Here is a 26,605-nt window from a genome sequence, read left to right on the forward strand (position 1 = left end):
CGCGCCCAGACGATCGCATGGGCGGTCCAACCGCTCAGGCGGTGATCTGCACCACGTGCAACCCGCCCCGGTCCAGGCAGCGCAGGTGATGGCTGCGGCCCGCGACCTGGACCGTGATGTGCGGCCGCGGATCGGCACCGCGCGCGGCGTCGCCGAAGCCACCGCTGTGCACGGTCGCGCCGATGCGCCATGGCCCCATCGCCATCTTGCGCAGCAGCACCCGCGCGTCGGTACGGGCCGCTACCGCGGCGTCTTCCAGCAGGGCCACGACGTGGGCCGGGCCGAGCTTCTGCCACACGCGCACCGCGCGTCCGTCAGGCTGGTACTGGCCGCGCCACTTGTCATTGCAGTTACGAAGGATCTGTTCGCGCTGGTTGGCGTGCATCAAGTTGCTCCTGTCCTTGGATGAAGGGGGTGCTCAGGCGATCTGGTAAGTGAAGGCACCGTTGTCGTCGGCCGCGACGGTCACGCGCTCCACGCGCGCACCTTCGGCCATGCGCGCCAGCACTTCCTCGGCGATTTCAGGCAGCAGAGTGCCGTTGAGGATGTGGTCGACGTTGCGCGCGCCGGAATCCACTTCGGTGCAGCGCGCGAGCACGGCTTCGACCAGGCTGTCGTTCCACTCGAACGCTGCCTTGTGATTGGCGCGGATGCGGTCGCGGATGCGGCCCAGCTTCAGCGTGATGATCTGCACCAGCACGTCGTCGCTGATCGGGTAGTACGGCACCGTCTTCATGCGGCCGAGGAACGCCGGCTTGAAGGTCTTCATCAGCACCGGACGCAGCGCTTCGCCCAGCGCATCGGCGGCGGGGATCTCCTCGGCCGGCTTGTTGAGGCAGGCCTGCATGATCTGCGCCGAGCCGACGTTGCTGGTGAGGATGATCAGGGTGTTGCGGAAGTCGATGGCGCGGCCTTCGGCATCGCCCATCTCGCCCTTGTCGAACACCTGGAAGAACATCTCCAGCACGTCGGGGTGGGCCTTTTCCACCTCATCCAGCAGCACCACGCTGTAGGGGTTGCGGCGCACCGCTTCGGTCAGCACGCCGCCTTCGCCGTAGCCGACGTAACCCGGGGGCGAGCCCTTCAGGCCGGAGACGCTATGCGCTTCCTGGTACTCGCTCATGTTGATGGTGACCAGCTTGCGCTCGCCGCCGTAGAGGATGTCGGCCAGCGCCAGCGCGGTCTCGGTCTTGCCGACGCCGGAGGGGCCGACGAACATGAACACGCCACGCGGCTTGTTCGGGTCCTCGAGCTTGGCGCTGGCGGTGCGCACGCGCTGGGCGACGGCCTCCAGCGCGTGGTCCTGGCCGATCACGCGTTCGCGCAGCAGTGGCGCGAGCTGGCGCACGACACGAATCTCGTCCTTGACCATGCGGCCCAGCGGCACGCCGGTCCAGGCGCTGACGATCTCGGCGACGATGGTGCCGTCGACCTGAAGCGGCACCAGCGGGGCTTCGCCCTGCAGGGCGCGCAGTTCGGCGAGCAGGGTTTCCAGTTCGATGCGGGCGGGGTCGATGGGCGGTTCGGCCGCGCCGTGCGATGCCGGTGCGGAGGTTGAGGTCGATGCGGCCTTGGCCTTGGCACTCTTACGCCGTGTCGGCGTGGCTACCGCGGCATCGGTCGATGCGCTGTCGGTGGTGGCTTCGATGCTGGCGCCTTCGCCTCCGCGCTCGGCCTGCGCGTCCTGTCGCACGGGTGCATCCGCGGGCGTGGCCGAGGTCCGGTTGATCGTGACGGCAGGATCTGCCAAACCACCGCCAGCGACATGCGGTGCCGAAGCGCCATCGTTGGCAGCGGCCACCCGCAATGCGTCCTCCTCCAGCTGCGCGCGCAGTGCTTGGATCTTCTGCGCCAACGCGCTTTCGTCGCGCAGGCGGGCCTCGACGTCGACCAGTACCTGCTGTGCCTGCTGCTGTTGCGCGTGCAGCTCGCTGAGGCGCTCGTCATGGCGCGCACCGCTCCGGGTTTCGCGCTGCAGCGCACCGATCTCCGCGGCGAGACGATCCAGGTGCTTGCGAGCGTCGTCGATGATCGCCGGGGTGGCGCTCTGGCCCAGCGCGACCTTGGCGCACGCGGTATCGAGCACGCTCACCGCCTTGTCCGGCAGCTGGCGTCCGCTGATGTAGCGGTGCGACAGACGCACCGCCTCGGTGATCGCCTCGTCCATCACGCGGATGCCGAAGTGCTTCTCCATCAGCGGCACCATGCCGCGCAGCATCGCCGCGCACAGCGTCTCGCTTGGCTCCTCGACCTTGACCATCTGGAAGCGGCGGGCGAGCGCGGCATCCTTCTCGAAGTACTTCTTGTACTCGCTCCACGTGGTCGCGGCGATGGTGCGCAGCTCGCCGCGCGCCAGCGCCGGCTTGAGCAGGTTGGCGGCGTCGTTCTGCCCGGCCTGGCCGCCGGCGCCGATCATGGTGTGCGCTTCGTCGATGAACAGCACGATCGGGTGCGGGCTCTTCTTGACCTCGTCGATCACGTTCTTCAGGCGGTTCTCGAACTCGCCCTTGACGCTGGCGCCGGCCTGCAGCAGGCCCAGGTCCAGGGTGTGCAGCTCCACGCCGCGCAGCACTTCGGGCACGTCGCCCTGCGCGATGCGCAGCGCCAGGCCTTCGACCACCGCAGTCTTGCCCACGCCGGCCTCGCCGGTGAGGATCGGGTTGTTCTGGCGGCGGCGCAGCAGGATGTCGATCGCCTGGCGGATCTCGGCGTCGCGGCCGATCACCGGGTCGACCTTGCCGTCGCGCGCGCGCTGGGTGAGGTTGGTGGTGAACTGGTCGAGTGCGGGGGTCTTGGACAGGCCGCCCTGCGCGGGATCGACGGCGCGTTCCGCGTCGCCCAGCGCGCCGGGGCCGGCATCGGCGAAGCGCACGTCGCCGCCTTCGTGCGAGCCTTCCACCAGCTTGGTGAAGTTGTGCTTGAGCTCGTCGCGCTTGATCCGCGCGAACTGGGCGGAACCACGATAGGCCAGCTGCGACAGCCCGGGCTCGGTCAGCAGTGCCAGCAGCAGGTGGCCGCTACGGATGCGGGTGGTCTGCGAGTCCAGCGAGGCGATCAGCCAGGCGTGCTCGAACAGCGTCGGCAGGTGCGGCGAGAACACCGGGGTGCGGGTGTTGCCGTTCTTGAAGTGGGCGAGCTCGCGTTCGAGGTCATCGCGCAGGGTGTCGGGCTTGATCCCGCTGCGTTGTGCGATCAGCGCGACGTCGCCCTGCGGGTGTTCCAGCAGCGCCAGGAACAGGTGCTCGAGGTCGACCTCGTAATGGCCGCGCGCCAGGCACAGGTTGGCGGCACGCTCGGCCGATTGCCGGCAGGTGTCGTTGAGTTTGGCGATCAGGGTCTTGAGGGTGGTGCTCACGGATGCGCTCCTTCGCGTCGGGCCGTCAATGCAGGGTCTGGATGAAGTAGGTGGTGTCGTGGCGTGGCGTGGTGGCCGGTTGCGAGCACAGGTAGCTGTCCCAGCCAAGGCGTGGGGCTGCCGATCCCATCGCCATCCCCTGTACACACTCGGCCTTCAACCCCAGCCGCACCTCGTACTCCAGCGTGCTGCCGGTCAGCAGGGCCAGCCACTTCGTCAGCGCCTTGGCCGCCTTGCCACCGGGCAGGAAGTCGTCGAAATGGCGTCGGTCGAGCGGCCCGATCCACAGGCGCACGCGCAGGTCGCGCTGCCACACGCGTTCCCCGGCCAGCGCGCTGGTGCCCAGCCGGGCATTGCCCATGCCCAGCCGGGTGCGCTGCTCGACGGGAACGTCGTACCACGCACCGACGAACGGTTCGACCCGCAGCGGCACGTCGAAGTAGTCGGCCAGCACTCGCTGCAGGGTCGCCAGCGACACCGGGCGCTGCCCCAGCAGCCCCGCATGATGCGCCAGCGCCTGGTCGAAGACGTCACCATCGCCATCGCACAGGCGTTCGCGCAAGGCGGGCATGCCCACGCCCGCGAGGGCAAGCACCAGCGGCAGGAAGCGTTCGCGGTTGTCGAGTTCATACTGCAACGCGGGTCGGTGTTTCTTCCAGCCGGCGAAGTGCAGCGCCACCGCGCGGGTGCTGAAAATGTCGAGGAAGGCGCGGGCGGCGCGATCGCGCTGGAACACCTCGCGCTCGGCCAGCGTCTCGGTGTAATGCAGCGGCAGCGCGCCGTGGCCGCCAAGCAGGCCCATGAACGCGGGCGTCAGGTGCACCTCGCCCAGTTCTTCCATGGTGATGGCGTGGGCCACCGCCACGTCGCGGTCCAGGGCGACGCCGTCACCGGCGTAGGCGGTCACCGACTCGATCTCGCTGGCGGGAAAGCCCAGCGACATCGAGTTGCGGAAGCGCACGCGCGCGGGCACCGCCTCGGCCGGTTTCAGGCCCTGGCGGACGAACAGCCGCTCCAGCACCCGCATCGCCTGGAAGAACCCGAAGCGCTGCGGTTGTGCCAGCAGCTGCTGGGCTACACCAGGATCGATTCGCCGCATCGCGGCTCACCCCGGAACAGAGTCCGGCCGTCGTGGCTGGACAGCACCCACAGGCGAGTGAAGCTGTTGGCGTGCACGTACAGGCCGAAGAAGCGTTCGAGCACGCGCACGAAGGCAGCCAGCCCGGTGCCGACGAAGGCGTTCTCGTCCACCGTCAGCCGCACTTCCACGCCGCGCACCACGCTGGGGAAATGTCGGCCCGGCAACCACGCGGTGCTGGCCACGTGCTCCAGCCCGAGCAGGCCATCGATCTGCCGCGCGGACACGCTGCTGCGCGCCAAGTCGTACAGGCGCAGCATCTCCTTCAACGCCGGCAGGCCTCTGGCCGTCAGCGACAAGTGGTTCAGCGACAGGTGCGAGATCAGTCGCCATTGCGCGCCGCGGCCTCGTTCGAACCGCAGCGGCCGGCTCGGCTTGCGCAGCAGGGCGATACTGCGCGCCACGCCGCCGCCGTCCATGGTCAGGTCGCCGCCGGCCACGCCGTAGGCCAGGTGGCACGGCAGATCGCGGTTGCTGCAGGTCAGCTCGATGCTGACTACATCGGTCTGCGGCGCGACCGGGTTGAAGTCCAGGTCGACGAAGGCCAGTTCGGTCTCGAAGCCGGGGCTGTGCCGGGCGACGTCGGTATCGCGGCGCGCCACCCAGTACTGGCCGGACTGCTCCGGCGATTCACCATGGTTGAGCGCGTAGAACGGACGGAACTCGGTGATCTGCTCGCCCTGCGGGGTCTGGCGGATGCGGTGCACCGAATCGATCGACACCACTTCGTAGGCGAAGGCGCGGCGCGCGTCGGCGACCACCGGGTAGTGCGCGGTACGGTGGGTCACGCGGATCGGCTCGCCGCGCTGGGCGAACAGGTTGACCACCGGGGTACAGCCCAGCCGTACGTGCTCAGCCGACAACGCTTCCAGCACGCGCGCCACCGGCGCATCGGCGGGCATCGCGTCCAGCACTAGGTGCACGGTGAAGCGGGTGCCGGTGGTGGCGCCCAACGCGCGCAGGTCCAGGTCGAAGAAGCCGAACTTCTCCGGGAAGGCGAACAGTTCGGTCAGCAGCCGGTACGCGGGATGCGAGCGGTCGGGGACATCGATCAGCGCCTCGTCCGCCTCGAAACCGACCTGGCACAGCGGCACCTCGGCCAACGCCGTCCAGCGACCGCCGTTGCCGGCCTCCAGGTACGCGGCGCGCACGCCCAGCGCCAGCGTGTCGCGCAGCGCCGCGCAGAACGACGGCTCGCCATCTATGAACAGGCGCAGTTGCTGCAGCCCCAGTGCAGCGACATGCGGCTGGTCGCCCAGCAGTTCGAAGGTCAACGCGATCGATCCGCCGCTGCCGGCGGGCAGGCTGACCGCCATCGGCGCATCGGCGACCCCGCTGAAGCGCGCACCGGCAACGCGGATCGGCGCGAGCACCACGTCGTGGGTGCTGCGGAAGCGACAGGTCACGCCGCGCACGCCGCGCGAGTGCAGCAGGGTGTCGCGCAGCACCACCACCGGCGCGGTCAGCTTGGCTGCGGCCGGGCCCGGGTCGAAGCAGGCAATGGAACAGGACGGAAACGGGCGCAGGTAGTGCGGATACAGCACCTCCAGCAACGCCTCGGTGAATTCCGGGTAGTCGTCCTCGATGCGCTTGCTGGTACGGGCGCCAAGCAACGCGAACGCCTCGATCATGCGCTCGACGTGCGGGTCCTGGCTGCCGTCGGCCGACAGCAGCAGTCGCCCGGCGATCTTCGGGTAGCGCTCGGCGAACTCGCGGCCATAGCGGCGCAGCCAGCCGAGCTCACGCTCGTAGTAGGGCAGCAGTTCTTCCATCAGGCCGCTGCCGAACGCCGCAGTCGGCTGACCGAGTACTGCATGGTGCTGGGTTGCAGCAGCGCGTCGAAGCTGACCGGCTCGCGCGCGGGTTCCACGTCGAGCAGCGCGTGGATCGCGAAGCGCAGCGCCGACGGCCCGCGACCATTGCCTTCCAGCATCACGCGCACGCCATGCAGGCGCGGCTCGTGGCGGGCGATGGCCTGCTCCAGCGACCGGCAGATCGTGGCGCGGTCGTGGCCGTTGGCCAGACTCATGGTGGAGAAGTCGCGCAGGCCGTAGGTCAGTAGCGAACGACGGCACTCGGGCCAGGCTTCCAGTCCGTCCTCGCCGAAGGCGGCGCGGCTGTTGAGCAGGCCTTCCAGGTCGCGTGCCACCGATTCCTTGTACTGCTCCAGCGTCAGGCTGCGGAACATGCCCGCGCCGCCGGGCACGCGCGGCACGTCGTCGAACAGCTTCTCCAGCAGGCTGGGCTCGAATCCTTTCATGGCAGCGTCGCGTCCAACGCGGTGGCGGCCGAAGCCGCCACCGCATCGAACCATCAGGCGACCGAGTAGGTCGGCTTGTTGGTGGTGTTGCTCCACTGGGCGATGGTCTTGCCGCCCACGCCGCCGCCCTGCTTCTGCTGGGTGTACGACCACTTGATGGCGCCGAAGCTCAGCTGCACGGTCTCGGCCGGCATGCCGTCATGGCCCATGGCGGTGTTGACGCGGTGCACCAGCACGTTCAGCAGCTCGATCGTGTAGTAGTTGATCGCATTGCCGTCTTTGTCGGCGCGCATGAACTGGATCTGCGCCTTCGGAAAGGTGGTGCCGTTGGCGCAGGCCTGGAACAGCGCGGTGCTGGCCAGGTCGATGCGCTTGGTGAGTTCCAGCGGGCTCATCTCGACACGCGCGGCGGTACTGCCTCCGGCGGTGGAGGCGGTGGCCGAGCGCGGCTGCAGGACGTCCTGGGTGAAGGACTCGATTTCGATCCAGTCCTTGTGGTCAGCGTCCTTCGACTCGCCCTTGATGGTGTCGATGCTCAAAAATGCGTGCTGCATGATCTGGTTTCCTTTGTTCCGTTCTTCCGTGAGAAAACCGCCAGCGTCTACCGGCGGGGTGTTACAGCCGGCCCGCGACCACCAGACAGCGTGGCCGCGTGCCGCCGGGGCGCGAAGCCCCGTGCTGCAATGCAATCCGTTGCCTTACTTCTTGGACCCGGCCGGCAGCTCGGCCACCAGGCGCAACGAAACCGACAGCTCGTCGAGCTGGAAATGCGGACGCAGGAACGCCACCGCGCGGTACACACCGGACTTGCCCGGCACTTCGGCGACTTGCACCGAGGCCTCGCGCAACGGGAACTGGGCCTTGGCCTCCTGCGTGGCGTTGTCGTCCAGCAGCACGTACTGGGCGATCCAGCGGTTGAGGAATTCCTCCACGTTGCCGGCCGAAGCGAAGCTGCCGATCTTCTCGCGCATCATCGCCTTGAGGTAATGCGCCACGCGCGACACCGCGAAGATGTACTGCAACTGTGCCGACAGGCTGGCGTTGGCGTTGGCCGCATCGGTGTTGTACTTCTTGGCCTTCTGTGCCGACTGCGCGCCGAAGAACGCCGCATAGTCGGTGTTCTTGCAGTGCACCAGCGGGATGAAGCCCAGGTCGCTGAGTTCCTTCTCGCGGCGGTCGGTGATCGCCACCTCGGTCGGGCACTTGAGCGCGACCTCGCCGTCGTCGGTGCGGAAGGTGTGGGTCGGCAGCTCCTCGACCAGGCCACCGCCTTCCACGCCGCGGATCGCCGCGCACCAACCGTAGTCCTCGAACGCGCGGGTCAGGCGCGCGCCGAACGCGTAGGCGGTGTTGCACCACAGGTACTTGGAGTGGTCGGCGCCGTCCACTTCCTCGACGAAGTTGAAACCTTCGGCCGTGGTGCCATCCTTCGGGTTGTACGGCAGGCGGCCGAGGAAACGCGGCAGGGTCAGGCCGACGTAGCGGCTGTCCTCGGAGTCGCGGAACGACTTCCACTTGGCGTATTCGACCGTGTCGAACACCTTGGCCAGGTCACGCGGCTTACCCAGCTCGGTGAAGCTCTCCAGGCCAAACATGTCCTCGTGCGCGGCGGCGATGAACGGCGCGTGCGCGGCGGCGGCCACGTGCGACATCTGCTCGATGAAGTACATGTCCTCGGGCTGGCGGCCGACCTGGTAATCGCCGATCAGCGCGCCGAACGGCGAGCCACCGAAGGTGCCGAACTCTTCTTCGTAGACCTTCTTGAACAGCGCGCTCTGGTCGAAATCAATCGCCGACTTGAAGTCCTTGACCAGGTCCTTCTTCGGCGCATTGAACGCCTTGATCTTGATCTGCGCGCCGGTGGATGTCTGGCCGCACAGGTAGTGCAGGCCGCGCCAGGTGCCTTCCAGCTGCTGGAACTCCTGCGCGTGCATGATCGCGGTCAGTTGCTCGGAGATCAGCCGGTCCAGCTCGGCGACGCGCGCATCGAGGGTCAGGTTGAGGTTGTCGGACACCACCACGGTGCCCTGCATCACCTCACGCGCCAACTCGCCGATGATGTCGCGGGCGCGCTGGTGCTCGGCGTCCGAGCGCGCGACCTTGCTCTGCTCGATGATCTGGTCCAGCAAGCCCAGTTCGACGATCTCGTTGTCGGCCAGCGCGGTGGCTTCCATTTCGCGGTTCATGGCTTACTCCTGCGCCTGGCCGAGCTGCTTGAGTTGCTCGGTGTTGTTGAGCACGTCGGTCAGCAGGTCCTCGAGCTTATCATTGCCGGCCAGCTTGTTGCGCAGGTCGGCGAGCTTGGCGCGCGCTTCCAGCAACTGCCGCAGCGGCTCGACCTGCTGCACCACCGCCTCGGGGCGGAAGTCGTCGATCGAGTTGAACTTGAGCTCCACCGCGAACTCGCCGCCGGCATCGGACAGTTTGTTGGGCACGCGATAGGCTGCGCGCGGGGCCATGCCGGCCATCACCTCGTCGAAGTTGTCGAGGTCGACGTTGACGAACTTGCGTTCCTTGACCTTGGCCAGCGGCTGCTCTGGCTGGCCGCTGAAGTCGCCCATCACGCCGACCACGAAGGGGATCTCCTTCTGCTCGATGGCGTCCCCCTTCTCCACGTCGTAGGTGAGCTGCACGCGCGGCGGGCGCACCTTCTGCAGGCGCTTCTGGACACTTTCCTTCTTGGACATCACTCGTCTCCCTACGGTCGGATGCGGATGTGGCGGACTCAGCGGTTGAGCGCGTCAAACGGATTGGCGGCACCGCCAGCGGCCTTGGGTGCGGGGCGTGGTGCCACTCCGGCCGCGCGGCTGGGCGCCGCCGGGGCAATGGGTTCGCTGGCGGTGGCTGCGGCACGTGCCACCGGCTTGCTGCGCCGGGGCTTGGGCGCGCGGCGCGGTGCCTCGCGCGGCGTGGTGGCCTCGGGTGCGGCCTTGTCCAGCGTCTCCCGCACGGCGCCTGCGAGTTGCTCGGCCTCCTTACGCGCGGTGTCGGACACCGACAACGCACCGCTGGCCTGCAGCCTCTGCAGCGATTGCCCGGCCAGGCGCATGCCGGCGATGGTCAGCACGCTGTCGGCCACGCGGTCCTGCGGATCGCGCTGCAGTACCTCTTCGGCGGCGACGATGGCGCGGCCGTAACGGCCGGCGTCGAACAGCAGCTGCGCCGATCGCACCCACGGTTCCTTGCGGGTGGGATCGGCCTTGGCGGCGTCGGAAAAAGCGATCAGCGCGGGTTCGATGCGGCCGGCGGCTACATGCGCTTCGGCAGCGCTGAACAGCTTCGCGTATTGCTTGGGCTTGGCCGCCCACGCCGGTGCGGATGCGGCCAGCGCCAGCACGAGCGCGAAGAAGGCGGGGGCAAGTTGGGCACGCGCAATGGCGGCCGAGCGTATGCAACGCATGCGGTTCACTCTCCATGTGTGGGCCCGCGTACGGGCCTGGTCCTTGTGGTCAAGCGTGGCACCCGTGGTGCCCGGAGCCGGTATAGTGGCCCCGGCCGCGATCGTCAACCCGACGCCGCAGCTTGGATATTCTTACCCGAAACCGTGACCGTTGCCAGCGCCACCCGTGCGCGGCGGTCCGGTAGACCGGATTGCAAGGAGCGTCACGCCATGGAATGCCCCTCTACCGCCTGCCGGTCAGCGCGTGCGTCTACGCACGCGGCCATGCGCGCGTCGGCAAGGTTTCGCCACCCGCTGCGAGCGTTTGCAGTCTTCACCTTCCTTGCTGTTGCCACTGGCTGTGCCAGCAGCGGTGGGCTGGGTGGCACGGTGGACCGCACGCTCGCCGCCGTGGGACTCAAGGATGCGCGGGCCGTCGCCGACCAGCAGCACAGTGTCGCACTGGAGCTGCACGGTGCCGGGAATCTCAACGCCGGTCGCGGCCACAAGGGCGTGGCGCTGGTGGTGCGGGTGTACCAGCTGCGCGATGCGCAACGCTTCGAGCAGTTGCCGATGGCGCGCTTCCTCGATGCGCAGGACGAGCGCCTTGCGCTGGGTGATGATCTGGTCGACGTCAGCGAGCGCGTGCTGCTGCCCGATGATACGCAGCAATGGCGGCTGCGATTGGCCGATGATGCGCGCCACGTCGGCGTGGTCGCGCTGTTCCGCCACCCGGGCGATGGACCGTGGCGCCTGCTGTTCGATGGACGCAAGGCGCGCCAGCATGGCGTGGTCATCGGCGCGCACGCGTGCGCGCTGACGACGGCCAGCCCGGCGCTGGCCACGGTGATGTCAGGTGACCCGATGAGCCTGTCAGGCGTGCGCTGCGGCGGTTGAGACCCTGCGTTTGTAGTAACCTCGCCGCGCGGCAATGGACGGCCGGCCCACCCAGCGGGTGGTGCATGCGCTGGCGCCACCGCGGTTGCCACCACGGATCACATGCAGGGATGCCATGAGCAGGATGTCGAAGGTTTTCTGGGGCGAAGGACTGTTCCTGCGCCCGCAACACTTCCAACGCCAGGACGCGTACCACGAGGCGCGCGTACACGATCTTGGCACCGCATTGCACCCCTATCCGTGGGGCCTGCGCGAGGCACGCTTCGACCTGCAGGCCATCGCCAGCGGTACCTTCCGCGTACTGCAGCTGTCGCTGGTGTTTCCCGATGGCGAATGCCACCACGCGCCCGGCACGCAACCGCTGCCCGAGCCGCTGTCGCTGGCCGCGCTGCCGGCCGGCGTGCAGGCGACCACGCTGTATGCGGCGCTGCCGTTGTTACGCGAGCATGGCGGCAACTGCGCCAACAGCGAATCCAACGCGGCGGCGCGCTACGCGCAGGCCAACCAGCCCACCGCGGACCTGTATACCGATGCGGGCGAGGCGGAGCTGGCCTACCTGCGCCAGCGCGTGCGCATCCTCACCGAGGACGAGCCGCGCGATGCGTACACCGCGCTGCCGATCGCACGCATCCGGCGCACCGCCACCGGCGGCTTCGAGCTGGACGATGAGTTCATCGCGCCGGGGCTGCACCTGGCCGCATCGCCGGTGCTTCTGCTGCGCCTGCGCCGCCTGCTCGACGGACTGCAGGCCAAGACCGAAGCGCTGTACGGGCACCACCGCGCGCCTTCGCAATCGGTGATCGAGTTCCGCTCCGGCGACATCGCCTCGTTCTGGCTGCTGCATACCGCCAACAGCGCCTTCGCCGCACTGTCGCACTGTTTCCGCCATCCGGGCCTGCATCCCGAGCGGCTGCACCAGGAGCTGCTGCGGCTGGCGGGCGGACTGCTGACGTTCTCTTCCACGCATACCTTGGCGGACCTGCCGGCCTACAACCATGCGCAACCCGAGCGCGGCTTCGAACCGCTGTTTGCGATCATCCGCGAGCTGATCGACACGGTGATCTCGTCGCGCTATTTCCAGATCGCGCTGAGCGAGGTCAAGCCGTCGTTCCACCTCGGCCGGCTGGATTCGCAGCGCATCGACGAGGGCTGCGCGTTCTACCTGGGCGTGGCGGCCAACCTGCCGGGGCCGGAGCTGGTGCAGACCGTGCCGGTGCGGTTCAAGGTCGGTGCACCGGACGACGTGGACAAGTGCGTGCTGTCGGCGCTGCCCGGCGTGAAGCTGGTGCACGCCGCACAGGTGCCGGCGGCGATCCCGGTGCGGCCTGGCATGCATTACTTTGCAGTGGAGCCACGCGGGCCGCTGTACGAGCGCATGCTCAAGGCGCGGTCGCTGACCATCTACGTGCCTGTCGGCATACCCGACCTAAAGCTTGAACTGATCGCGGTGGCCCCATGACCTACCCCCAACCCCCGATTCCGCAGGGCATGCCTTCGCTAACCCCAGCGCTGGCGCAGCAACCGGGTGAAGCCATGGCGACGCCCGTGCGCCGTCTGGTCGACCTGTTCGGCGACGGTTTCCACCTGTTGATGCTGCTCAAGCAGGGCCGCCTGCCAACGGATGCGGAACGCTTCTCGGCTTCGGTGCAGCAACTCCTGGACCGGATCGAACGCGGCGCGGTCAAGCTCGGCGTGGCCGCCGAGGACGTGTATGCGGCCAAGTACGCGTTCTGTGCGGCGGTAGACGAGGCGCTGTTGTCGCAACCGTTCGCGCTACGCGAGGACTGGGAGCGCAACCCGCTGCAGCTGCGCCTGTTCGGCGAGCATCTGGCCGGCGAGCACTTCTTCGAGCGCCTGGAGCAGTTGCGAGCGCAGGGCGCGCCGCGGCTGGCGTCGCTGGAGGTGTACCACCACTGCCTGCTGCTGGGCTTCGAGGGCAAGTACCGGCTGGAAGAACCGGAGAGGCTGGGTTACCTGACCGCGCGGCTGGGCGATGAGATCGCCTACCTGAAGGGGCGTCGTGCCGCCTTTGCCCCGCACTGGTTGCCGCCGGACCGGGTGGCACATGCGCTGCGCCGGGTGCTGCCGGTGTGGGCGCCAGTGGCGGTGTTCGGGACGCTGGCACTCCTGGCGTTCCTGGGCTTAAACGGCCTGCTCGGCCGCGATACCGAGCAGCACCTGAGCCAGTACCGGGACATCGTGGAGCTGCCGGCCCGGACCGCGCACCTGACCATCAGCCTGCCTTGAGCCGGAACGCACTCGGTATTCGAATGCCTACGGCAGCCCGGCGACGCTCACGACCGCGCCCGAGTGCGATAAACTGACCGGCGGAATGCCCGGTGAAGCTGCCGGTCCGGCGGTGGCCTGCCCTTGGCAGGAGCGGCCAGGCCACGCCCAACGGGGTTCAACTGAATAGCGGTCGCACCCGGTGCGGCCTTGGACTGACGACTACGCGCGGCCCTCACCGGACGTGCGCCATAGGTGGATCGTGCGCAATTACGACCTCGAATTCCTCAAGCACTTCTCGATGGTGATCGGCTTCCTGGTGGTGCTGACGCTGGGCCTGATCCTGGGGGCGATGTACCTGCACGGCAGCCTGCCGACCGAGATGGACCCGAAGACCGCCGCCCGCACCGAGGCGCGCATCGCACCGGCCGGTGCGGTGTACGCCGGTGCTACCGGCGCGGCCGCACAGCAGGCGGCCGCCGCCGCCGCCGCGGCTTCCGCCGCGTCGCAGGTGGCCTACGGTGGCACCACGGATGGCGCGGTGATCTTCGACAACCTGTGCGCGGGCTGCCACAAGTCCGGCGCCGGCGGCGCGCCGACCATGGACAAGGCCCATTGGGCCGCGCGCATCGCCCAGGGCGCCGACCTGCTGCACAAGCACGCCATCGAGGGCTTCACCGGCGCCACCGGCGTGATGCCGGCCAAGGGCGGCAATCCGGCGCTGACCGACGAGCAGGTCAAGGCCACGGTCGACTGGATGGTCGGCAACCTGCAGTAAGCCGCGCCCGTTTCGATACGCGCACGACGCCGCCCCCGGGGCGGCGTTGTCGTTTCCGCGGTCCGGCGTTGCGTCAGCCACCCCGATTTTGGTGTGCGGCGTCATGCGCGCGACCGATAATGACCGCTTTGTCGTCCTGCCTGGAGCCGCGATGATCCGTCCGCAACGCCCACACCTCCGCCGCAGCGCCTGGGCGGCCACGGCCCTGCTGGTCGCCGCCGTGGCCGGCTGCACCACTGCGCCGCCACTGGCTTCGCTGCCGCTTCCGCCTGCGGAACTGACATCTGCGCCGGTCGACTGGTCCGCGCTTGACCGGCAGCGGGTCCGGGTGCGCGCCCCGCTGACCCTGATCGATGCCGGTGGCGAAGGCGTGCTGGTGCGTTTCGACGGCCGCGCGTGGACGCCCACCGAGCGCGCCCGCCCGGGCAGCGCCGAGGCGTTGGCGCTGGCGAACGCCAATGACGCCGGGCAACTGCGGCTGGTGGTCACCGGCGAAGCGGGCGCCGCACTGGAATCGGCGCGACTGGGCAGCACCGTCGTCAATGTCGAGGCGCTCGTCAGCCTGGAGCCGGCGGGGCCGGTATTGCGGACGGACACGGCGCCCGCGCTGCAGGCGGCACCCCGCCCAGCCGCTCCGATGGTGGCCGGCAACGTCCGCGTGGCCGCATTCAACCTGGAAAACCTGTTCAACGGCGACGGTCGCGGCAATGGGTTTCCCACGCCGCGCGGCGCACGTACCCCGGCCGAACACGCGGCGCAGCAGGCCAAACTGGTCGCCGCCATCCAGGCGCTGGACGCGGACGTGGCCGCGCTGATGGAACTGGAGAACGATGGCGACGGCGAGCATGCCGCCCAGGCGCAGTTGGTGCAGGCACTCAATGCGGACGGCGCCGATTGGCGCTTCGTGGCCACGGCCGGGCGGGTGCCGGGTTTCGCCTCCGCGCTGGACCTGGACGACCCGATCAAGGTGGGGCTGATTTACCGTGCCTCGCGGGTGCAGCCGGTGGGCCGCCCGGCGGCGCTGCAGGGTGGACCGTTCGGCCCGCGCAGCCGGCCGTCGCTGGCGCAGGCGTTCCGCGCCGGTCGCGGACCGGCGTTCGTCGTGGTGGCCAATCACTTCAAGTCCAAGGGCTGCGGCGAGGCCGAGGGCGCCGACCGCGACCAGGGCGACGGCCAGGCCTGCTGGAACGCCACCCGCACCGACTCAGCGCGTCGGCTGGCGGCCTGGCTTGCCAGCGATCCGACGCGAACTGGCAGCCAACGCACGATGATCCTCGGCGATTTCAACAGCTACGCGCAGGAAGACCCGATCCACGCCCTGGCCGCCGCCGGCTGGCGCGACGCCTTCGCCGTGACCGGGGCGGAGGCACCGTACAGCTACGCCTACCGCGGCGCCGTGGGCCGTCTGGATCACGCGCTGCTGAGCCCGGCGCTGGCCGCCGACCTGCGCGGCGCGGCCGAGTGGCACGCCAATGCCGACGAGCCACGCAGCGCCGGCTACCGCGACGGTGGCGACGGTCCGTGGCGCAGTTCGGACCACGACCCGCTGCTGCTGGGCTTCGACCTGCGGCGCTGACAGGACAACGCCTGCACCGGGCGCCAGCGCTCCTGGCGCTCCGGGCACCGGATACCCCAGGCAACACGGCGTACCGCGGGTGGTACGAGGGCATACCGGGGGCGCGGCGTAGAATGCAGGGATGAACCAGCCCGCCTTCCCCACCGGCGACACGGCTTCGCTGCTGATCAACGGCCCCGCCGGGCCGCTGGAGGTGGCCGTCGACGGTCCCGACGCCGACGCGCCGGCCCGGCCCGCGATTGCCGTGGTCTGCCACCCGCTGCCCACCGAGGGCGGCACCATGCACAACAAGGTGGTGACCATGACCGCGCGCGCCCTGCGCGAGTCGGGGCTCACCACGGTGCGCTTCAACTTCCGCGGCGTGGGCGCCTCGGTCGGGCATTTCGACCATGGCGAAGGCGAGTCCGACGACCTGCGCGCGGTGGTGGCCTGGGTGCGCGCGGCGCATCCCGAGGCCGAACTGTGGCTGGCGGGCTTCAGCTTCGGCTCGTACGTGACCATCAAGTGCGCGGCCGAGCTCAAGCCGGGCATGTTGATCTCCATCGCGCCGCCGGCGGCCGGTCGGCGTTGGGACTTCTCCGCGATCACCCCGCCGGACTGCCCGTGGCTGATCGTGCAGGGCGAAGCCGACGAGATCGTCGACCCGGAGGCGGTGTATGCGTGGGTGGATGGCCTGAAGGACCTGCCGCAGCCGCCGGAACTGGTGCGCATGCCCGACACCAGCCATTTCTTCCACCGCCGGCTGATGGACCTGCGCGGCGTGATCAAGAACGGCGTGAAGCCGTACCTGCCAGCACTGCTCGACCATGGTTGATCGGCCGACACGATGGCCCGCTGCGGCGGGAAACGCTGCGCATGCCTGCGACACGGTGCGAACGGGCGTGGAAGTGCTCGCATGAGCGCCGCTGACGGCGTCGCCGCGCGCACCGCGCCTTCGATGGCCTACGCCGCAGGCGTGACGCGCGGTGACTGGAACGACGATCCGGCGCAGCACGCGGCGCTGCGGGAACTCGACCGCTTGCATGCGGCGCTGCTGGCGCCGCGCAAGCGCGGCCTGCTCGACAACCTGCTGGGCAAGCCGCTGGAACCGCCACAGGGCCTGTACCTGTGGGGCGGCGTGGGCCGCGGCAAGACATTCCTGATCGATCTGTTTTTTGACTCACTGCCGTTCGCGGAGAAGCGCCGCACGCACTTCCACCGCTTCATGCGCGAGGTGCATGCGCAGCTGCGCGCGCACGCGGGCGAGAGCGATCCGCTGGTGAAGATCGCGCGGCACTGGGGCAAGCAGATGCGCGTGCTGGTGCTGGACGAATTCTTCGTCAACGACATCGGCGACGCGATGCTGCTGGGCCGCCTGCTGGAGCGACTGTTCGCCGAAGGCGTGGCGCTGGTGACCAGCTCCAACACCGACCCGCAGCACCTGTATGCGCATGGCCTGCAGCGCGAGCGCTTCCTGCCCGCGATTGCCCAGCTGCAGAAGCACTGCCGCGTGCTGTACCTGGACAGCGTGCATGACTACCGGTTGCGCGCGTTGACCCGGTCACCGGTGTATCGCGTGCCGCTGGACGACGGCGCCGATGGCTGGCTGGCGCAACGCTGGGACGAGCTCAGCGCGGGGATGCCGCGCGAGGCCGGGCCGCTGGTGGTCGACGAGCGCCCGATCCCGGTCCGCTGCCTGGCCGAGGGTCATGCGTGGTTCGACTTCGCCGCGCTGTGCGAAGGGCCGCGCGCGGCCGGCGACTACATCGAGATCGCCACCGAGTACCACACGGTGCTGGTGGGCGGCATCCCGCGCTTCGACGGCAGCAACGACGATCCGGCACGGCGCTTCGTGCACCTGATCGACGAGTTGTACGACCGCCACGTCAACCTGGTGTGCACCGCGGCGGAGGCGCCGCCGGGGCTGTATACCGGGCAGAAGCTGGCGGGTGCGTTCGAGCGCACCGCGTCGCGGCTGATCGAGATGCAGTCGGCGGAGTATCTGGCGCAGGAGCATCGGGGGTAGGATCGGGTGTCGCGTTTGCCCACCTCCGGAGACCCCATGCGCCGTCCGCTGCTCGCCCTTGCCATCGCCGCCCTGCTGCCCGCCGTGGCGGCGGCCCAGACCGCGCCCGTGGAGCGTCCCGAAGTGACCGCCGCGGCGAAGGCGCAGCATGATCAGGTCATCGCGTGGCGGCGCGACTTCCACCAGCACCCCGAGCTGTCCAACCGCGAGCAGCGCACCGCGGCCAAGGTGGCCGAGCACCTGCGCGCGCTGGGGCTGAAGCCGCAGACCGGCGTGGCGCGGCACGGCGTGGTGGCCATCATCGAGGGCGGCCGACCGGGACCGAAGATCGCGCTGCGCGCCGACATGGACGCCCTGCCGGTGCGCGAGCAGACCGGCCTGCCGTTCGCCTCCACCGCCACCGCCGAATACCGAGGCGAGACGGTGGGCGTGATGCACGCCTGCGGCCATGACGCGCACACCGCCACGCTGCTGGGCGTGGCCGACGCGCTGGTGAAGATGCGGAAGGACCTGCCCGGCCAGGTGATGCTGATCTTCCAGCCCGCCGAGGAAGGCGCGCCGCCGCCGGAGGAAGGCGGTGCGGCGCTGATGCTGAAGGAAGGCCTGTTCGCCAGGTTCAAGCCCGAGGCGGTGTTTGGCCTGCATGTGTTCTCCAGCGTGCAGGCCGGGCAGATCGCGGTGCGCGGCGGCCCGCTGATGGCGGCGTCGGACCGCTTCGCGATCAAGGTCACCGGCCGCCAGACCCACGGCTCGGCGCCGTGGGGCGGGATCGATCCGATCGTGGCCACCGCCGACCTGGTGGGCACCGCGCAGACCATCGTCAGCCGGCGCACCAACATCGCCAAGCTGCCGGCGGTGGTGACGTTCGGCGCGATCAAGGGCGGCATCCGCTACAACATCATCCCCGACGAGGTGGAGATGGTGGGCACCATCCGCACCTTCGACCCGGCGATGCGCCAGCGGATCTTCGCCGACCTGCGCAACGTGGCCGAGCACACCGCGGCCGCGCACGGCGCCAAGGCAAGCACCGAGATCTTCGAGGCGGATGGCAACCCGGCCACGGTCAACGACCCGGCGCTGACCGCACGCATGCTGCCCAGCCTGCAGGCCGTGGTGGGCAAGGACAACGTGTACGAGCCGCCGCTGCAGATGGGCTCGGAAGACTTCTCGCTGTACGCGCTGGAAGTGCCGTCGATGTTCTTCTTCGTCGGCTCCACCGGCAAGGGCATCGACCCGGCCACCGCGCCGAGCAACCACTCGCCGCAGTTCCTGCTGGACGAGTCGTCGCTGGACGTGGGCCTGCGCGCGCTGCTGCAGGTATCGCTCGATTACCTGCACGGCGGCGCGAAAGGCTGACGCGGGCGCACGCGCGCGGCGCCTTCCGCCAGGTGCGTCGCACGCCGCATGAACGCGAGACCGGGGCCGGCCGCCGGCCGGTGCCCGGCAGGCGATAATGCGCCGATGACCACCCAGGACAATTCCGTCGCCGGCTCCGCGCTCGGCCGCCACGTCGACTACCCGCAGGGCTACGACCCGGGGTTGCTGTACCCGATCGCGCGCACGCTGGGCCGGCACGCGATCGGCCTGCGCGAGGAAGCGCTGCCCTTCATCGGGCACGACCGCTGGCATGCCTACGAGCTGAGCTGGCTGGATGCGAAGGGCAAGCCGGTGGTGGCGACGGCAACGTTCGAGGTGCCGGCCGACGCGCCCAACCTGGTCGAGTCCAAGTCGCTGAAGCTGTACCTCAACTCGTTCAACGCCAGCCGTTTTGACGATGCGGACGCGGTGCGCGCGAGCATCGCCGGGGACCTGTCGCGCGTGGCCGGCGCACCGGTGCGCGTGGCGTTCGGGCTGCCGCCGATGGCGACGGGCGATGACGATGCGGTGTCGATCGATGCGCTCGACGTGGCCATCGACCACTACGGCCCGCCGCGCGCGGACTTCATCCGCATCGATGCCGATGACGTGGTCGAGGAAACCCTGGCCAGCGCGCTGCTCAAGTCCAATTGCCCGGTCACCGGCCAGCCCGACTGGGCGCACGTGCGCATCGCCTACCGCGGTCCACGCCTCGACCGCGCGGGACTGCTGCGCTACCTGGTCTCGTTCCGCGACCACGCCGAATTCCACGAGCAGTGCGTGGAGCGGGTCTTTGCCGACGTGCTGGCGCAGGCGCGCCCGGAACGGCTGTCGGTGGAGGCGCGATACACCCGCCGCGGCGGGCTGGACATCAACCCGTGGCGGGCAACGCCCGGTTCCGTGACGCCGGTCGCGCGGCGTGAGGATCGCCAGTAGCGCCGCCGGACAGGCTTTCACTCCAGCGCCATATTTTCTTAACAACCGTCGTGCCAACGTGCTCGCGTCGTAGTGACGCCGGGGAGGAGCCCCCCACATCATGAGCACTGAAAAGAAAGCCGACTTTTCCAACGTGCAGGGCAGCGTGTCCAGTACGGAGGAGATCCGCAAGCAAGCCGATTTCAGCAACGTGCAGTCGTCCGTGTCCTCGACCGAGGAGATCACGGCCAGCACCGCCGGCAGCGAACAGAGCTATACCGTCGAGAAGGGTGACACCCTGTCGGCAATCGCCAAGCAGTTCTATGGCAAGTCCGGTGCGTGGCGCGACATCTTCGAGGCCAACCGCGACCAGATCGACGACCCGGACCGGATCTTCCCCGGCCAGGTGCTGAAGATTCCCGCCATCAACGCCGGCAAATGAGCCGCGAGCGTCCGACCAGCCCCCTTTTTCAGGAGCCACACATGATCCGCAATCGCACCCATCTTGCCCTCGCCGCCGCGCTGGTCGCCTCGCTCGCCGTGGTGGGCTGCAAGAAGAAGGAAGAACCGGCCGTAGCTCCGCCGCCGGCCGCATCCGAACCGGCGCCGATGCCGGCTCCGGCGCCGGTGGCCGCCACCGCGTCGGTCACAGGCGTGGACCTGGGCACCGCCGTCGGTGCCGACATGAAGGTCACCGCGCCGGCCACCACCTTCAAACCGACCGACACGATCTTCGCAGCGGTCGCCACCAGCACCAGCGACCCGATGGCCACCGTGCCTGGCAAGCTGGGCGCCAAGTGGAGCTTCCAGGACGGTCAGACGGTCAACGAGGAAACCGTGGACGTCAACCTGACCGGCGCCGGCGTCACCAATTTCAAGATCAGCAAGCCCGATGGCTTCCCGACCGGCAAGTACAAGCTGGAGGTGTCGCAGGACGGTGCGGTGGTCCAGACCCGCGAGTTCGAGGTCAAGTAAGACGGTTTTGGCGGCGGATGGGCCACCTTCCCCTCCCGGTCCCGTCCGCCGCCCACCCATTGCTCTCTCCCCCGCCTTCGGGCGGGCAAGCCGGGCGCGACGCAGGTCGCGCCCTTTTTTTGCTGCCGCTCCTGCCCGTGCACGCGCCTGCACCCAGGCATTCACCGGCGGGCGCTTCCATCCACAACGGGCGCGTCGTCCCGTTCGACAACGGTGCCGGAAGCGCGCTCAACGCGCCGGAAAGATGCCGTCCATGTAGTACCAGCGTCCGTCCTCGCGAACGAAGCGGCTGAGTTCGTGCAGGCGCACGGCGGGTGCGCCGCCCACCTTGCAGCGCGCGATGAATTCCACCGTGGCGTGATCGGCATCCAGCGGCGTGTGCTGGCGCACTTCCAGGCCCAGCCAACGGGTGGCGGCCGCATCGTCCATGTCCACCGATGCCGGACGCGTGGACGGATGCCAGCTGGCCAGCAGGTAATCCGCATCGGCGCGCACGAACGCGCTGTAGCGCGAGCGCATCAGCGCCTCGGCGGTGGCGGCCTGCGCAATGCCGGCGTGCAGCGGGCCGCAGCAGTCGGCATAGGCGCGGGCGGAGCCACAGGGACAGGAAGCAGCAGTCGAAGGCATGGCGGGATCCACAGCGGAGACGAGGCAGCACGTGTCACCCGGCGAAGGGCCGGATGACGACGCGCGGTCCACCGCGATTGTGGGCGTACGCGCCCACCGGCGATACCATGCACGCCTGACCCCCGCGAGCCATGCCCATGAAAGCCCCCGCCTACCTCGACGACGCACAGATCGAGCGCCTGTCCGACCTGCTCGACCAGCGCGCGGTGCCGTTCAAGGGCCTCAACCTGGAAGCGCTGGACGGGTTTCTGTCGGCGCTGGTGGTGGGCCCGGAGCCGGTGGCGCTGCCCAGCGAGTGGACGCCCATCGTGTGGGGCGGCAAGCCGCCACGCTGGGACAGCGAGGACGAGTTCGCCGAGGTGCAAGGGCTGTTGATGGGCCACTGGAACATGGTGGCCGCGCGCGTGCGTTATGGCGACGATGACCTGCCCGACCACCTGGCGCCGCTGCTGTGGCTGCCCGAGGAGGCCGAAGCCGAGCATCCGGACGAACTGGACGTGGGCCGCGACTGGGCGCTGGGCTTCTTCACCGGCGTGGAGCTGCGCGAGGCGCAGTGGGACCAGTGGCTGGACGAGAACGAGTGGATCGAGCAGATCTTCGGCCTGCTCGACCAGATCGCCAGCGGCGAGATCATCGGCGAAGACCCGACCGCCGAACCCACGCCGATCAGCTACCGCGAACGGCTGGAGATCGTGGCCGGCCTGCCGGGCATGCTGGCCGACCTGCACCACCACCGCATCGACGCGCTGACCCCGCGCGAGCCGATCCGCAAGGACGCCACGCCGGGCCGCAACGATCCGTGCCCGTGTGGCAGCGGGAAGAAGTACAAGGCCTGCCACGGCGCCTGAGCCAGACGCCGCCCCAACGTGCCGCAGCGCAGCGCGCGGCACGGGTTCCTTTGGAGCACGCGGCCCCTTAGCGGAACTCGAAATGCTCGTAGCGCAGGTTGGCGGCGGGCACGCCGTTGTCCTGCATCCGCGCGCGGACCTGCGCCATCAGCCCCTTCGGCCCGCAGAACGCGACATCGACGCCGGCCGGATCGCCGCTGCGGCAGATCTCGGCGAACCGCTGCACGAAGGCGGGGTCGGACGCCCCCGACCGCACCGGCACCAGCTCCGCGCCGCGCTCACGCGCCATCGCCTCCAGCACCGAGACATCCGGGAACTCGCGGCCCGGGGTGTAGAAATAGAACAGGGTGACCTTGTCGAAGCCATTCGCGCTGGCGTCCTGCAGCCAGGCGATGAAGGGCGAGATGCCGACGCCGCCGCCGATCCAGACCTCCCGCCGTGCGGTGCGATTGCGGTCGAACCGGCCGAACGGTGCATACACGGTGGCGCGCATGCCGACCTTCGCCTCGGCCAGCAGCTTGCGGGTGAAATCGCCCAGCGGACGGATCACGAAATCGACCCGCCCGGCGTCACCGCCGGATGCGATGGTGAACGGGTGGGGTTCGCGCAGGCCTTCTTCCTCCATCCGCATGAATCCGAACTGGCCAGGGGTGAAGTCGAGCCCGCGTCCGACCGGTTCCAGTTGCAGGTGCAGGCCTGATTGGTTGCGGTGCTGGTCCACCACCCGGTACTCGGCGTGGCTGGCCACGTGCGGATACAGCAGCAGCTTGTAGAACGCCGCCACCACGCCGAGCAGCGACCACGCCAGCAACCACGCGCCAGCGGGGCTGGCCAGCGCCAGCGGTTGCTTGAAGCTCAGCCAGTGCAGGACCACCACCACGAACAGCGGCCCGGACAACTTGTGCCACAAACGCCACTGGCCGTAGGGGATGTTGCGATTGAGGGCCAACACCACGATGAACATCAGGCCCACGAACGAGAACTGGCGCAGGAACCGCGTCCAGCCACCGGACAGGGCCAGGATCGAAGCGGTGTCCCAGCCGGGCATCCCGGCCTTGAACACCAGGTGGATGCTGGCCAGGCCCAGTGCCCATACGCCCATCCATTTGTGCACCTGGTAGACGCGATCCAGGCCGCCGAACCGCGATTCGACCCACGACCAGCGCGCGCCCAGCACCGAGGCGGCGGCCATCAGGGTGAATGCGGCCACGCCGCTGGACAGGCTGAGCGCAGCGGTGCCCAGCCGGGTGTCCGCCGGCAGTTCCATCGCCACCAGTACTGCGCTGGCCACCACCAGGGCCGTGATCACGTGCCAGGACTTCAGGGTCATGCCTTTGCTCCGGAGGTGTGTCCGCACGCAAGGTCGAATCTAGTGCGACCCCCGTCGCGCCGCATTGATCGGCATCAACTGCGTCCCATCCGCCTGCGTATGCAACCCGCCTTGGCTATTGGCAACACCGGGGCGACAATGACCCGCTTGCGTTGGCGCCCCCGCGCCCGCATCGACGTATTGCCGATGGCGTCGGCGTGCCCGCGCACGCACGATCGTCCTTTCCCCCGCCGCAACCCGCGAGTGCCCACCGACATGTCCAACACCCCGAAGATCATCTACACGCTGACGGATGAAGCCCCGTTCCTGGCCACCCAGTCGCTGTTGCCGATCGTCGAGGCGTTCGCCGGCACCGCCGGCATCGCGGTGGAAACCCGCGACATCTCGCTGGCCGGGCGCATCCTGTCGCAATTCCCCGAGTCGCTGGCGCCGGAACAGAAGGTCGGCGACCACCTGGCCGAGCTGGGCCAGCTGGCGACCACGCCCGAGGCCAACATCATCAAGCTGCCCAACATCAGCGCCTCGGTGCCGCAGCTCAAGGCCGCCATCGCCGAGCTGCAGGCGCAGGGCTACGCGCTGCCCGAGTACATGGACGAGCCGCAGGGCGAGCGCGACCGCGAGCTCAAGGCGCGCTACGACCGCATCAAGGGCAGCGCGGTGAACCCGGTGCTGCGCGAAGGCAATTCCGACCGCCGCGCACCGAAGGCGGTGAAGGCCTACGCGAAGAAGCACCCGCACCGCATGGGCAAGTGGGACGCCGGCTCGAAGACGCACGTCGCGCACATGGAGAGCGGCGACTTCTTCGGTAGCGAGCAGTCCTACACCATGATCAACGCGGGCAGCGTGCGCATCGAGTACACCAGCGTGACCGGCAGCAGCTTCCCGCTGCGCGGCCCGGTGAAGGTGCAGGCCGGCGAGATGATCGACGCCGCGGTGCTGGACGTGAAGGCGCTGGGCGATTTCATCGATGCGCAGATCGCCGACGCCAAAGCGCAGGACGTGCTGTTCTCGCTGCACCTCAAGGCGACCATGATGAAGGTCAGCGACCCGATCATGTTCGGCGTCGCGGTCAGCCGCTTCTACGCGCCGGTGCTGGAGAAGCACCCGCTGAACCTGGAGAAGATCGACTTCAACCCGGAGAACGGCATCGGCGACCTGTACGCCCGCCTGGGCGAGCTGCCCGAAGCGCGCCGCGCCGAGATCGAGGCCGACATCGCCGCGCTGTATGCGCAGCGCCCGGGGCTGGCGATGGTCAATTCCGACAAAGGCATCACCAACCTGCACGTGCCCAGCGACGTGATCGTGGACGCGTCGATGCCGGCGATGATCCGCGACAGCGGCAAGATGTGGAACGCCAAGGGCGAGTTGCAGGACACCAAGGCGGTGATCCCGGACCGCAACTACGCCGGCATCTACCAGGCGGTGATCGAGGACTGCAAGGAGCACGGCGCGTTCGACCCGGCGACGATGGGCAGCGTGCCCAACGTGGGCCTGATGGCGCAGGCCGCCGAGGAATACGGCAGCCACGACAAGACCTTCCGCATCAGCGGCGACGGCACCGTGCGCGTGATCGACGAGCACGGCACCGTGCTGCTGCAGCACCCGGTCAAGGCCGGCGACATCTGGCGCATGTGCCAGACCAAGGACGCGCCGATCCGCGACTGGGTCAAGCTGGCGGTCAACCGCGCGCGCCTGTCCAACACCCCGGTGGTGTTCTGGCTGGATCCGCGCCGCGACCACGACCGCGGGCTGATCGCCAAGGTCGCCACCTACCTCAACGAGCACGACACCACCGGGCTGGACATCAGCATCCTCAGCCCGATCCGCGCGATGCGCCACACGCTCAAGCGCACCCGCGAGGGACTGGACACCATTGCCGCCACCGGCAACGTGCTGCGCGACTACCTGACCGACCTGTTCCCGATCATGGAGCTGGGCACCAGCGCCAAGATGCTGTCGATCGTGCCGCTGATGAACGGCGGCGGCCTGTTCGAGACCGGCGCCGGCGGCAGCGCGCCCAAGCACGTGCAGCAGTTCGTGGAAGAGAACTACCTGCGCTGGGATTCGCTGGGCGAGTTCCTGGCGCTGGCCGCCTCGTTCGAGCACCTGGCCAACACCACCGGCAACGCGCGCGCGCAGGTGCTGGCCGATGCGCTGGACGCGGCCAATGCCGAGTTCCTCGACAACGACCGCTCGCCGGGCCGCAAGCTGGGCACGATTGACAACCGCGGCAGCCACTTCTACCTGGCGATGTACTGGGCGCAGGCACTGGCCGGGCAGACCGCCGATGCGGCATTGGCGGCGAAGTTCGCACCGGTGGCCAAGGCGCTGACCGACAACGAGGCGAAGATCGTCGAGGAACTGCTCGCGGTGCAGGGCCAGCCGGTGGATATCGGTGGCTATTACCACGCCGACCCGGCCAAGCTGGCCACGGCGATGCGCCCCAGCGCCACGCTCAATACGGCGCTGGCCACGCTGGCCGGCTGAGTGCTGCAGTGACCGTGCGCGATTGGCGCATGGTCACCCCTGCCACGGACCGCGGATGCGCGATCGCCCTTGCGGCAACACGACGAAGGCCCGCCAATGTGCGGGCCTTCGTCCTTCTGGTCTTGTTGACGATGTGCCGGCGATGGGTGGCAGCATCGGGTGACGCAGGCGGGTTACGCGGCCTGGTCGTAGTGCACGGCGGTACGGGCGGCGGCCACTTCGGCGGCGAGTTCGCGGGCGGCCTCGATGCGGGCCTCCAGCGTCACCAATGCGGTCTCCCGCGCGGACACCGAGCGGCGGCCGTAACGGTTGCCGTACGCGCGGTCGCGGTACGACGCGACGACCGGTCGCGTGACTTCCTGGAACAACGGACCACGAAACAGTTGCATGGCACACTCCTATCCTTGGGTTGGCGGTGCGCAGTCTGCGCCTGCCCAATGACAGCCGGGTGCA

General features: G+C 69.0%; 25 protein-coding genes. 13 read left to right on the forward strand and 12 right to left on the reverse strand.

The features are described from left to right. Positions 1–34: 34 nt before the first annotated feature. The 9 genes from IP93_RS02695 to IP93_RS02735 are packed head-to-tail and all read right to left on the reverse strand — an operon-like array spanning position 35 to position 10,153. Complete coding sequence (locus IP93_RS02695; protein ID WP_144811682.1) at positions 35–385, reverse strand: hypothetical protein; 351 nt, start codon at positions 383–385, stop codon at positions 35–37. Positions 386–418: 33 nt separating this feature from the next. Beyond that, the gene (locus tag IP93_RS15830) at positions 419–3,355 is read right to left on the reverse strand and encodes a type VI secretion system ATPase TssH (RefSeq protein WP_144811684.1); all 2,937 of its coding nucleotides are present in this window, start codon (positions 3,353–3,355) and stop codon (positions 419–421) included. Positions 3,356–3,380: 25 nt separating this feature from the next. Then, entirely contained in the window at positions 3,381–4,454 is a 1,074-nt protein-coding gene (gene tssG / locus IP93_RS02705) for a type VI secretion system baseplate subunit TssG (protein WP_144811687.1), read from the reverse strand. Next, positions 4,430–6,265 carry a type VI secretion system baseplate subunit TssF gene (tssF, locus tag IP93_RS02710; RefSeq protein WP_144811690.1) on the reverse strand — a complete coding sequence of 612 codons (1,836 nt, stop codon included), beginning with the start codon at positions 6,263–6,265 and terminating at the stop codon, positions 4,430–4,432. Before tssF ends, tssG begins: the two co-directional genes overlap by 25 nt. Continuing rightward, a complete protein-coding gene (gene tssE, locus IP93_RS02715; RefSeq protein ID WP_144811692.1) occupies positions 6,265–6,753 on the reverse strand; it encodes a type VI secretion system baseplate subunit TssE in 489 nt (162 codons plus the stop codon). Before tssE ends, tssF begins: the two co-directional genes overlap by 1 nt. A gap of 53 nt (positions 6,754–6,806) precedes the next feature. Continuing rightward, positions 6,807–7,442: an Hcp family type VI secretion system effector gene (locus tag IP93_RS02720; protein WP_277874008.1), complete on the reverse strand. Its 636-nt coding sequence runs from the start codon at positions 7,440–7,442 to the stop codon at positions 6,807–6,809. A 9-nt stretch (positions 7,443–7,451) separates the two neighbouring features. Further along, positions 7,452–8,939 (reverse strand): type VI secretion system contractile sheath large subunit, encoded by a 1,488-nt coding sequence (tssC, locus tag IP93_RS02725; protein WP_242006710.1) that lies wholly within the window; start codon positions 8,937–8,939, stop codon positions 7,452–7,454. 3 nt (positions 8,940–8,942) lie between these two features. Then, positions 8,943–9,440: a type VI secretion system contractile sheath small subunit gene (tssB, locus tag IP93_RS02730; protein WP_144811698.1), complete on the reverse strand. Its 498-nt coding sequence runs from the start codon at positions 9,438–9,440 to the stop codon at positions 8,943–8,945. 38 nt (positions 9,441–9,478) lie between these two features. Continuing rightward, a complete protein-coding gene (locus IP93_RS02735) occupies positions 9,479–10,153 on the reverse strand; it encodes a tetratricopeptide repeat protein (RefSeq protein WP_144811701.1) in 675 nt (224 codons plus the stop codon). Between the two features lie 264 nt (positions 10,154–10,417). Between IP93_RS02735 and tssJ the strand changes: the two genes are divergently transcribed. The 11 genes from tssJ (at position 10,418) to IP93_RS02790 (ending at position 20,860) form a co-directional block, all read left to right on the forward strand. Then, entirely contained in the window at positions 10,418–11,029 is a 612-nt protein-coding gene (tssJ, locus tag IP93_RS02740; RefSeq protein ID WP_144811704.1) for a type VI secretion system lipoprotein TssJ, read from the forward strand. 124 nt (positions 11,030–11,153) lie between these two features. Beyond that, entirely contained in the window at positions 11,154–12,488 is a 1,335-nt protein-coding gene (gene tssK / locus IP93_RS02745) for a type VI secretion system baseplate subunit TssK (RefSeq protein ID WP_144811707.1), read from the forward strand. Beyond that, positions 12,485–13,276: a DotU family type IV/VI secretion system protein gene (locus IP93_RS02750; RefSeq protein ID WP_144811708.1), complete on the forward strand. Its 792-nt coding sequence runs from the start codon at positions 12,485–12,487 to the stop codon at positions 13,274–13,276. Before tssK ends, IP93_RS02750 begins: the two co-directional genes overlap by 4 nt. A 241-nt stretch (positions 13,277–13,517) precedes the next feature. After that, positions 13,518–14,033: a c-type cytochrome gene (locus IP93_RS02755; RefSeq protein WP_144811711.1), complete on the forward strand. Its 516-nt coding sequence runs from the start codon at positions 13,518–13,520 to the stop codon at positions 14,031–14,033. A gap of 151 nt (positions 14,034–14,184) precedes the next feature. Continuing rightward, positions 14,185–15,609 carry an ExeM/NucH family extracellular endonuclease gene (locus IP93_RS02760; RefSeq protein ID WP_144812312.1) on the forward strand — a complete coding sequence of 475 codons (1,425 nt, stop codon included), beginning with the start codon at positions 14,185–14,187 and terminating at the stop codon, positions 15,607–15,609. Between the two features lie 121 nt (positions 15,610–15,730). Further along, on the forward strand, positions 15,731–16,423 hold the full coding sequence (locus IP93_RS02765; protein ID WP_144811713.1) for an alpha/beta hydrolase: 693 nt from the start codon (positions 15,731–15,733) through the stop codon (positions 16,421–16,423). Positions 16,424–16,504: 81 nt separating this feature from the next. Beyond that, the gene (gene zapE, locus IP93_RS02770) at positions 16,505–17,614 is read left to right on the forward strand and encodes a cell division protein ZapE (RefSeq protein WP_144811716.1); all 1,110 of its coding nucleotides are present in this window, start codon (positions 16,505–16,507) and stop codon (positions 17,612–17,614) included. A 36-nt stretch (positions 17,615–17,650) separates the two neighbouring features. Beyond that, positions 17,651–18,970 carry a M20 family metallopeptidase gene (locus IP93_RS02775; protein ID WP_144811718.1) on the forward strand — a complete coding sequence of 440 codons (1,320 nt, stop codon included), beginning with the start codon at positions 17,651–17,653 and terminating at the stop codon, positions 18,968–18,970. Positions 18,971–19,075: 105 nt separating this feature from the next. After that, complete coding sequence (gene queF, locus IP93_RS02780; RefSeq protein WP_144811721.1) at positions 19,076–19,906, forward strand: NADPH-dependent 7-cyano-7-deazaguanine reductase QueF; 831 nt, start codon at positions 19,076–19,078, stop codon at positions 19,904–19,906. 100 nt (positions 19,907–20,006) lie between these two features. Continuing rightward, on the forward strand, positions 20,007–20,327 hold the full coding sequence (locus IP93_RS02785; RefSeq protein WP_144811724.1) for a LysM peptidoglycan-binding domain-containing protein: 321 nt from the start codon (positions 20,007–20,009) through the stop codon (positions 20,325–20,327). Positions 20,328–20,368: 41 nt separating this feature from the next. After that, entirely contained in the window at positions 20,369–20,860 is a 492-nt protein-coding gene (locus IP93_RS02790) for a hypothetical protein (RefSeq protein WP_144811726.1), read from the forward strand. 228 nt (positions 20,861–21,088) lie between these two features. Here IP93_RS02790 and IP93_RS02795 read toward each other — a convergent pair whose 3' ends face one another. Then, on the reverse strand, positions 21,089–21,487 hold the full coding sequence (locus IP93_RS02795) for a YchJ family protein (protein WP_144811728.1): 399 nt from the start codon (positions 21,485–21,487) through the stop codon (positions 21,089–21,091). A gap of 137 nt (positions 21,488–21,624) precedes the next feature. Between IP93_RS02795 and IP93_RS02800 the strand changes: the two genes are divergently transcribed. Beyond that, positions 21,625–22,335, forward strand: coding sequence for a UPF0149 family protein (locus IP93_RS02800; protein WP_144811731.1), 711 nt, complete (start codon positions 21,625–21,627; stop codon positions 22,333–22,335). 67 nt (positions 22,336–22,402) lie between these two features. On the opposite strand, the gene IP93_RS02805 is transcribed toward IP93_RS02800, so the two are convergent. After that, positions 22,403–23,665 carry a ferredoxin reductase family protein gene (locus IP93_RS02805; RefSeq protein ID WP_199747068.1) on the reverse strand — a complete coding sequence of 421 codons (1,263 nt, stop codon included), beginning with the start codon at positions 23,663–23,665 and terminating at the stop codon, positions 22,403–22,405. Between the two features lie 255 nt (positions 23,666–23,920). Between IP93_RS02805 and IP93_RS02810 the strand changes: the two genes are divergently transcribed. After that, on the forward strand, positions 23,921–26,152 hold the full coding sequence (locus IP93_RS02810) for an NADP-dependent isocitrate dehydrogenase (RefSeq protein WP_144812318.1): 2,232 nt from the start codon (positions 23,921–23,923) through the stop codon (positions 26,150–26,152). Between the two features lie 173 nt (positions 26,153–26,325). Here IP93_RS02810 and IP93_RS02815 read toward each other — a convergent pair whose 3' ends face one another. Further along, entirely contained in the window at positions 26,326–26,541 is a 216-nt protein-coding gene (locus tag IP93_RS02815) for a hypothetical protein (protein ID WP_144811734.1), read from the reverse strand. Positions 26,542–26,605: the final 64 nt, after the last annotated feature.

Origin of the sequence: Aerolutibacter ruishenii (genome assembly GCF_007830115.1) — a bacterium.
GTDB classification, from domain to species: Bacteria; Pseudomonadota; Gammaproteobacteria; order Xanthomonadales; family Xanthomonadaceae; genus Aerolutibacter; species Aerolutibacter ruishenii.

Bases quoted from the DNA above. Each gene is read 5' to 3' on its own strand.
- IP93_RS02695 (WP_144811682.1), bottom strand. From the start codon at position 385: ATGCACGCCAACCAGCGCGAACAGATCCTTCGTAACTGCAATGACAAG.
- tssG (WP_144811687.1), bottom strand. From the start codon at position 4,454: ATGCGGCGAATCGATCCTGGTGTAGCCCAGCAGCTGCTGGCACAACCG.
- tssF (WP_144811690.1), bottom strand. From the start codon at position 6,265: ATGGAAGAACTGCTGCCCTACTACGAGCGTGAGCTCGGCTGGCTGCGC.
- tssE (WP_144811692.1), bottom strand. From the start codon at position 6,753: ATGAAAGGATTCGAGCCCAGCCTGCTGGAGAAGCTGTTCGACGACGTG.
- tssC (WP_242006710.1), bottom strand. From the start codon at position 8,939: ATGAACCGCGAAATGGAAGCCACCGCGCTGGCCGACAACGAGATCGTC.
- tssB (WP_144811698.1), bottom strand. From the start codon at position 9,440: ATGTCCAAGAAGGAAAGTGTCCAGAAGCGCCTGCAGAAGGTGCGCCCG.
- IP93_RS02735 (WP_144811701.1), bottom strand. From the start codon at position 10,153: ATGCGTTGCATACGCTCGGCCGCCATTGCGCGTGCCCAACTTGCCCCC.
- tssJ (WP_144811704.1), top strand. From the start codon at position 10,418: ATGCGCGCGTCGGCAAGGTTTCGCCACCCGCTGCGAGCGTTTGCAGTC.
- tssK (WP_144811707.1), top strand. From the start codon at position 11,154: ATGTCGAAGGTTTTCTGGGGCGAAGGACTGTTCCTGCGCCCGCAACAC.
- IP93_RS02750 (WP_144811708.1), top strand. From the start codon at position 12,485: ATGACCTACCCCCAACCCCCGATTCCGCAGGGCATGCCTTCGCTAACC.
- IP93_RS02760 (WP_144812312.1), top strand. From the start codon at position 14,185: ATGATCCGTCCGCAACGCCCACACCTCCGCCGCAGCGCCTGGGCGGCC.
- IP93_RS02765 (WP_144811713.1), top strand. From the start codon at position 15,731: ATGAACCAGCCCGCCTTCCCCACCGGCGACACGGCTTCGCTGCTGATC.
- zapE (WP_144811716.1), top strand. From the start codon at position 16,505: ATGAGCGCCGCTGACGGCGTCGCCGCGCGCACCGCGCCTTCGATGGCC.
- IP93_RS02775 (WP_144811718.1), top strand. From the start codon at position 17,651: ATGCGCCGTCCGCTGCTCGCCCTTGCCATCGCCGCCCTGCTGCCCGCC.
- queF (WP_144811721.1), top strand. From the start codon at position 19,076: ATGACCACCCAGGACAATTCCGTCGCCGGCTCCGCGCTCGGCCGCCAC.
- IP93_RS02785 (WP_144811724.1), top strand. From the start codon at position 20,007: ATGAGCACTGAAAAGAAAGCCGACTTTTCCAACGTGCAGGGCAGCGTG.
- IP93_RS02790 (WP_144811726.1), top strand. From the start codon at position 20,369: ATGATCCGCAATCGCACCCATCTTGCCCTCGCCGCCGCGCTGGTCGCC.
- IP93_RS02795 (WP_144811728.1), bottom strand. From the start codon at position 21,487: ATGCCTTCGACTGCTGCTTCCTGTCCCTGTGGCTCCGCCCGCGCCTAT.
- IP93_RS02800 (WP_144811731.1), top strand. From the start codon at position 21,625: ATGAAAGCCCCCGCCTACCTCGACGACGCACAGATCGAGCGCCTGTCC.
- IP93_RS02805 (WP_199747068.1), bottom strand. From the start codon at position 23,665: ATGACCCTGAAGTCCTGGCACGTGATCACGGCCCTGGTGGTGGCCAGC.
- IP93_RS02810 (WP_144812318.1), top strand. From the start codon at position 23,921: ATGTCCAACACCCCGAAGATCATCTACACGCTGACGGATGAAGCCCCG.
- IP93_RS02815 (WP_144811734.1), bottom strand. From the start codon at position 26,541: ATGCAACTGTTTCGTGGTCCGTTGTTCCAGGAAGTCACGCGACCGGTC.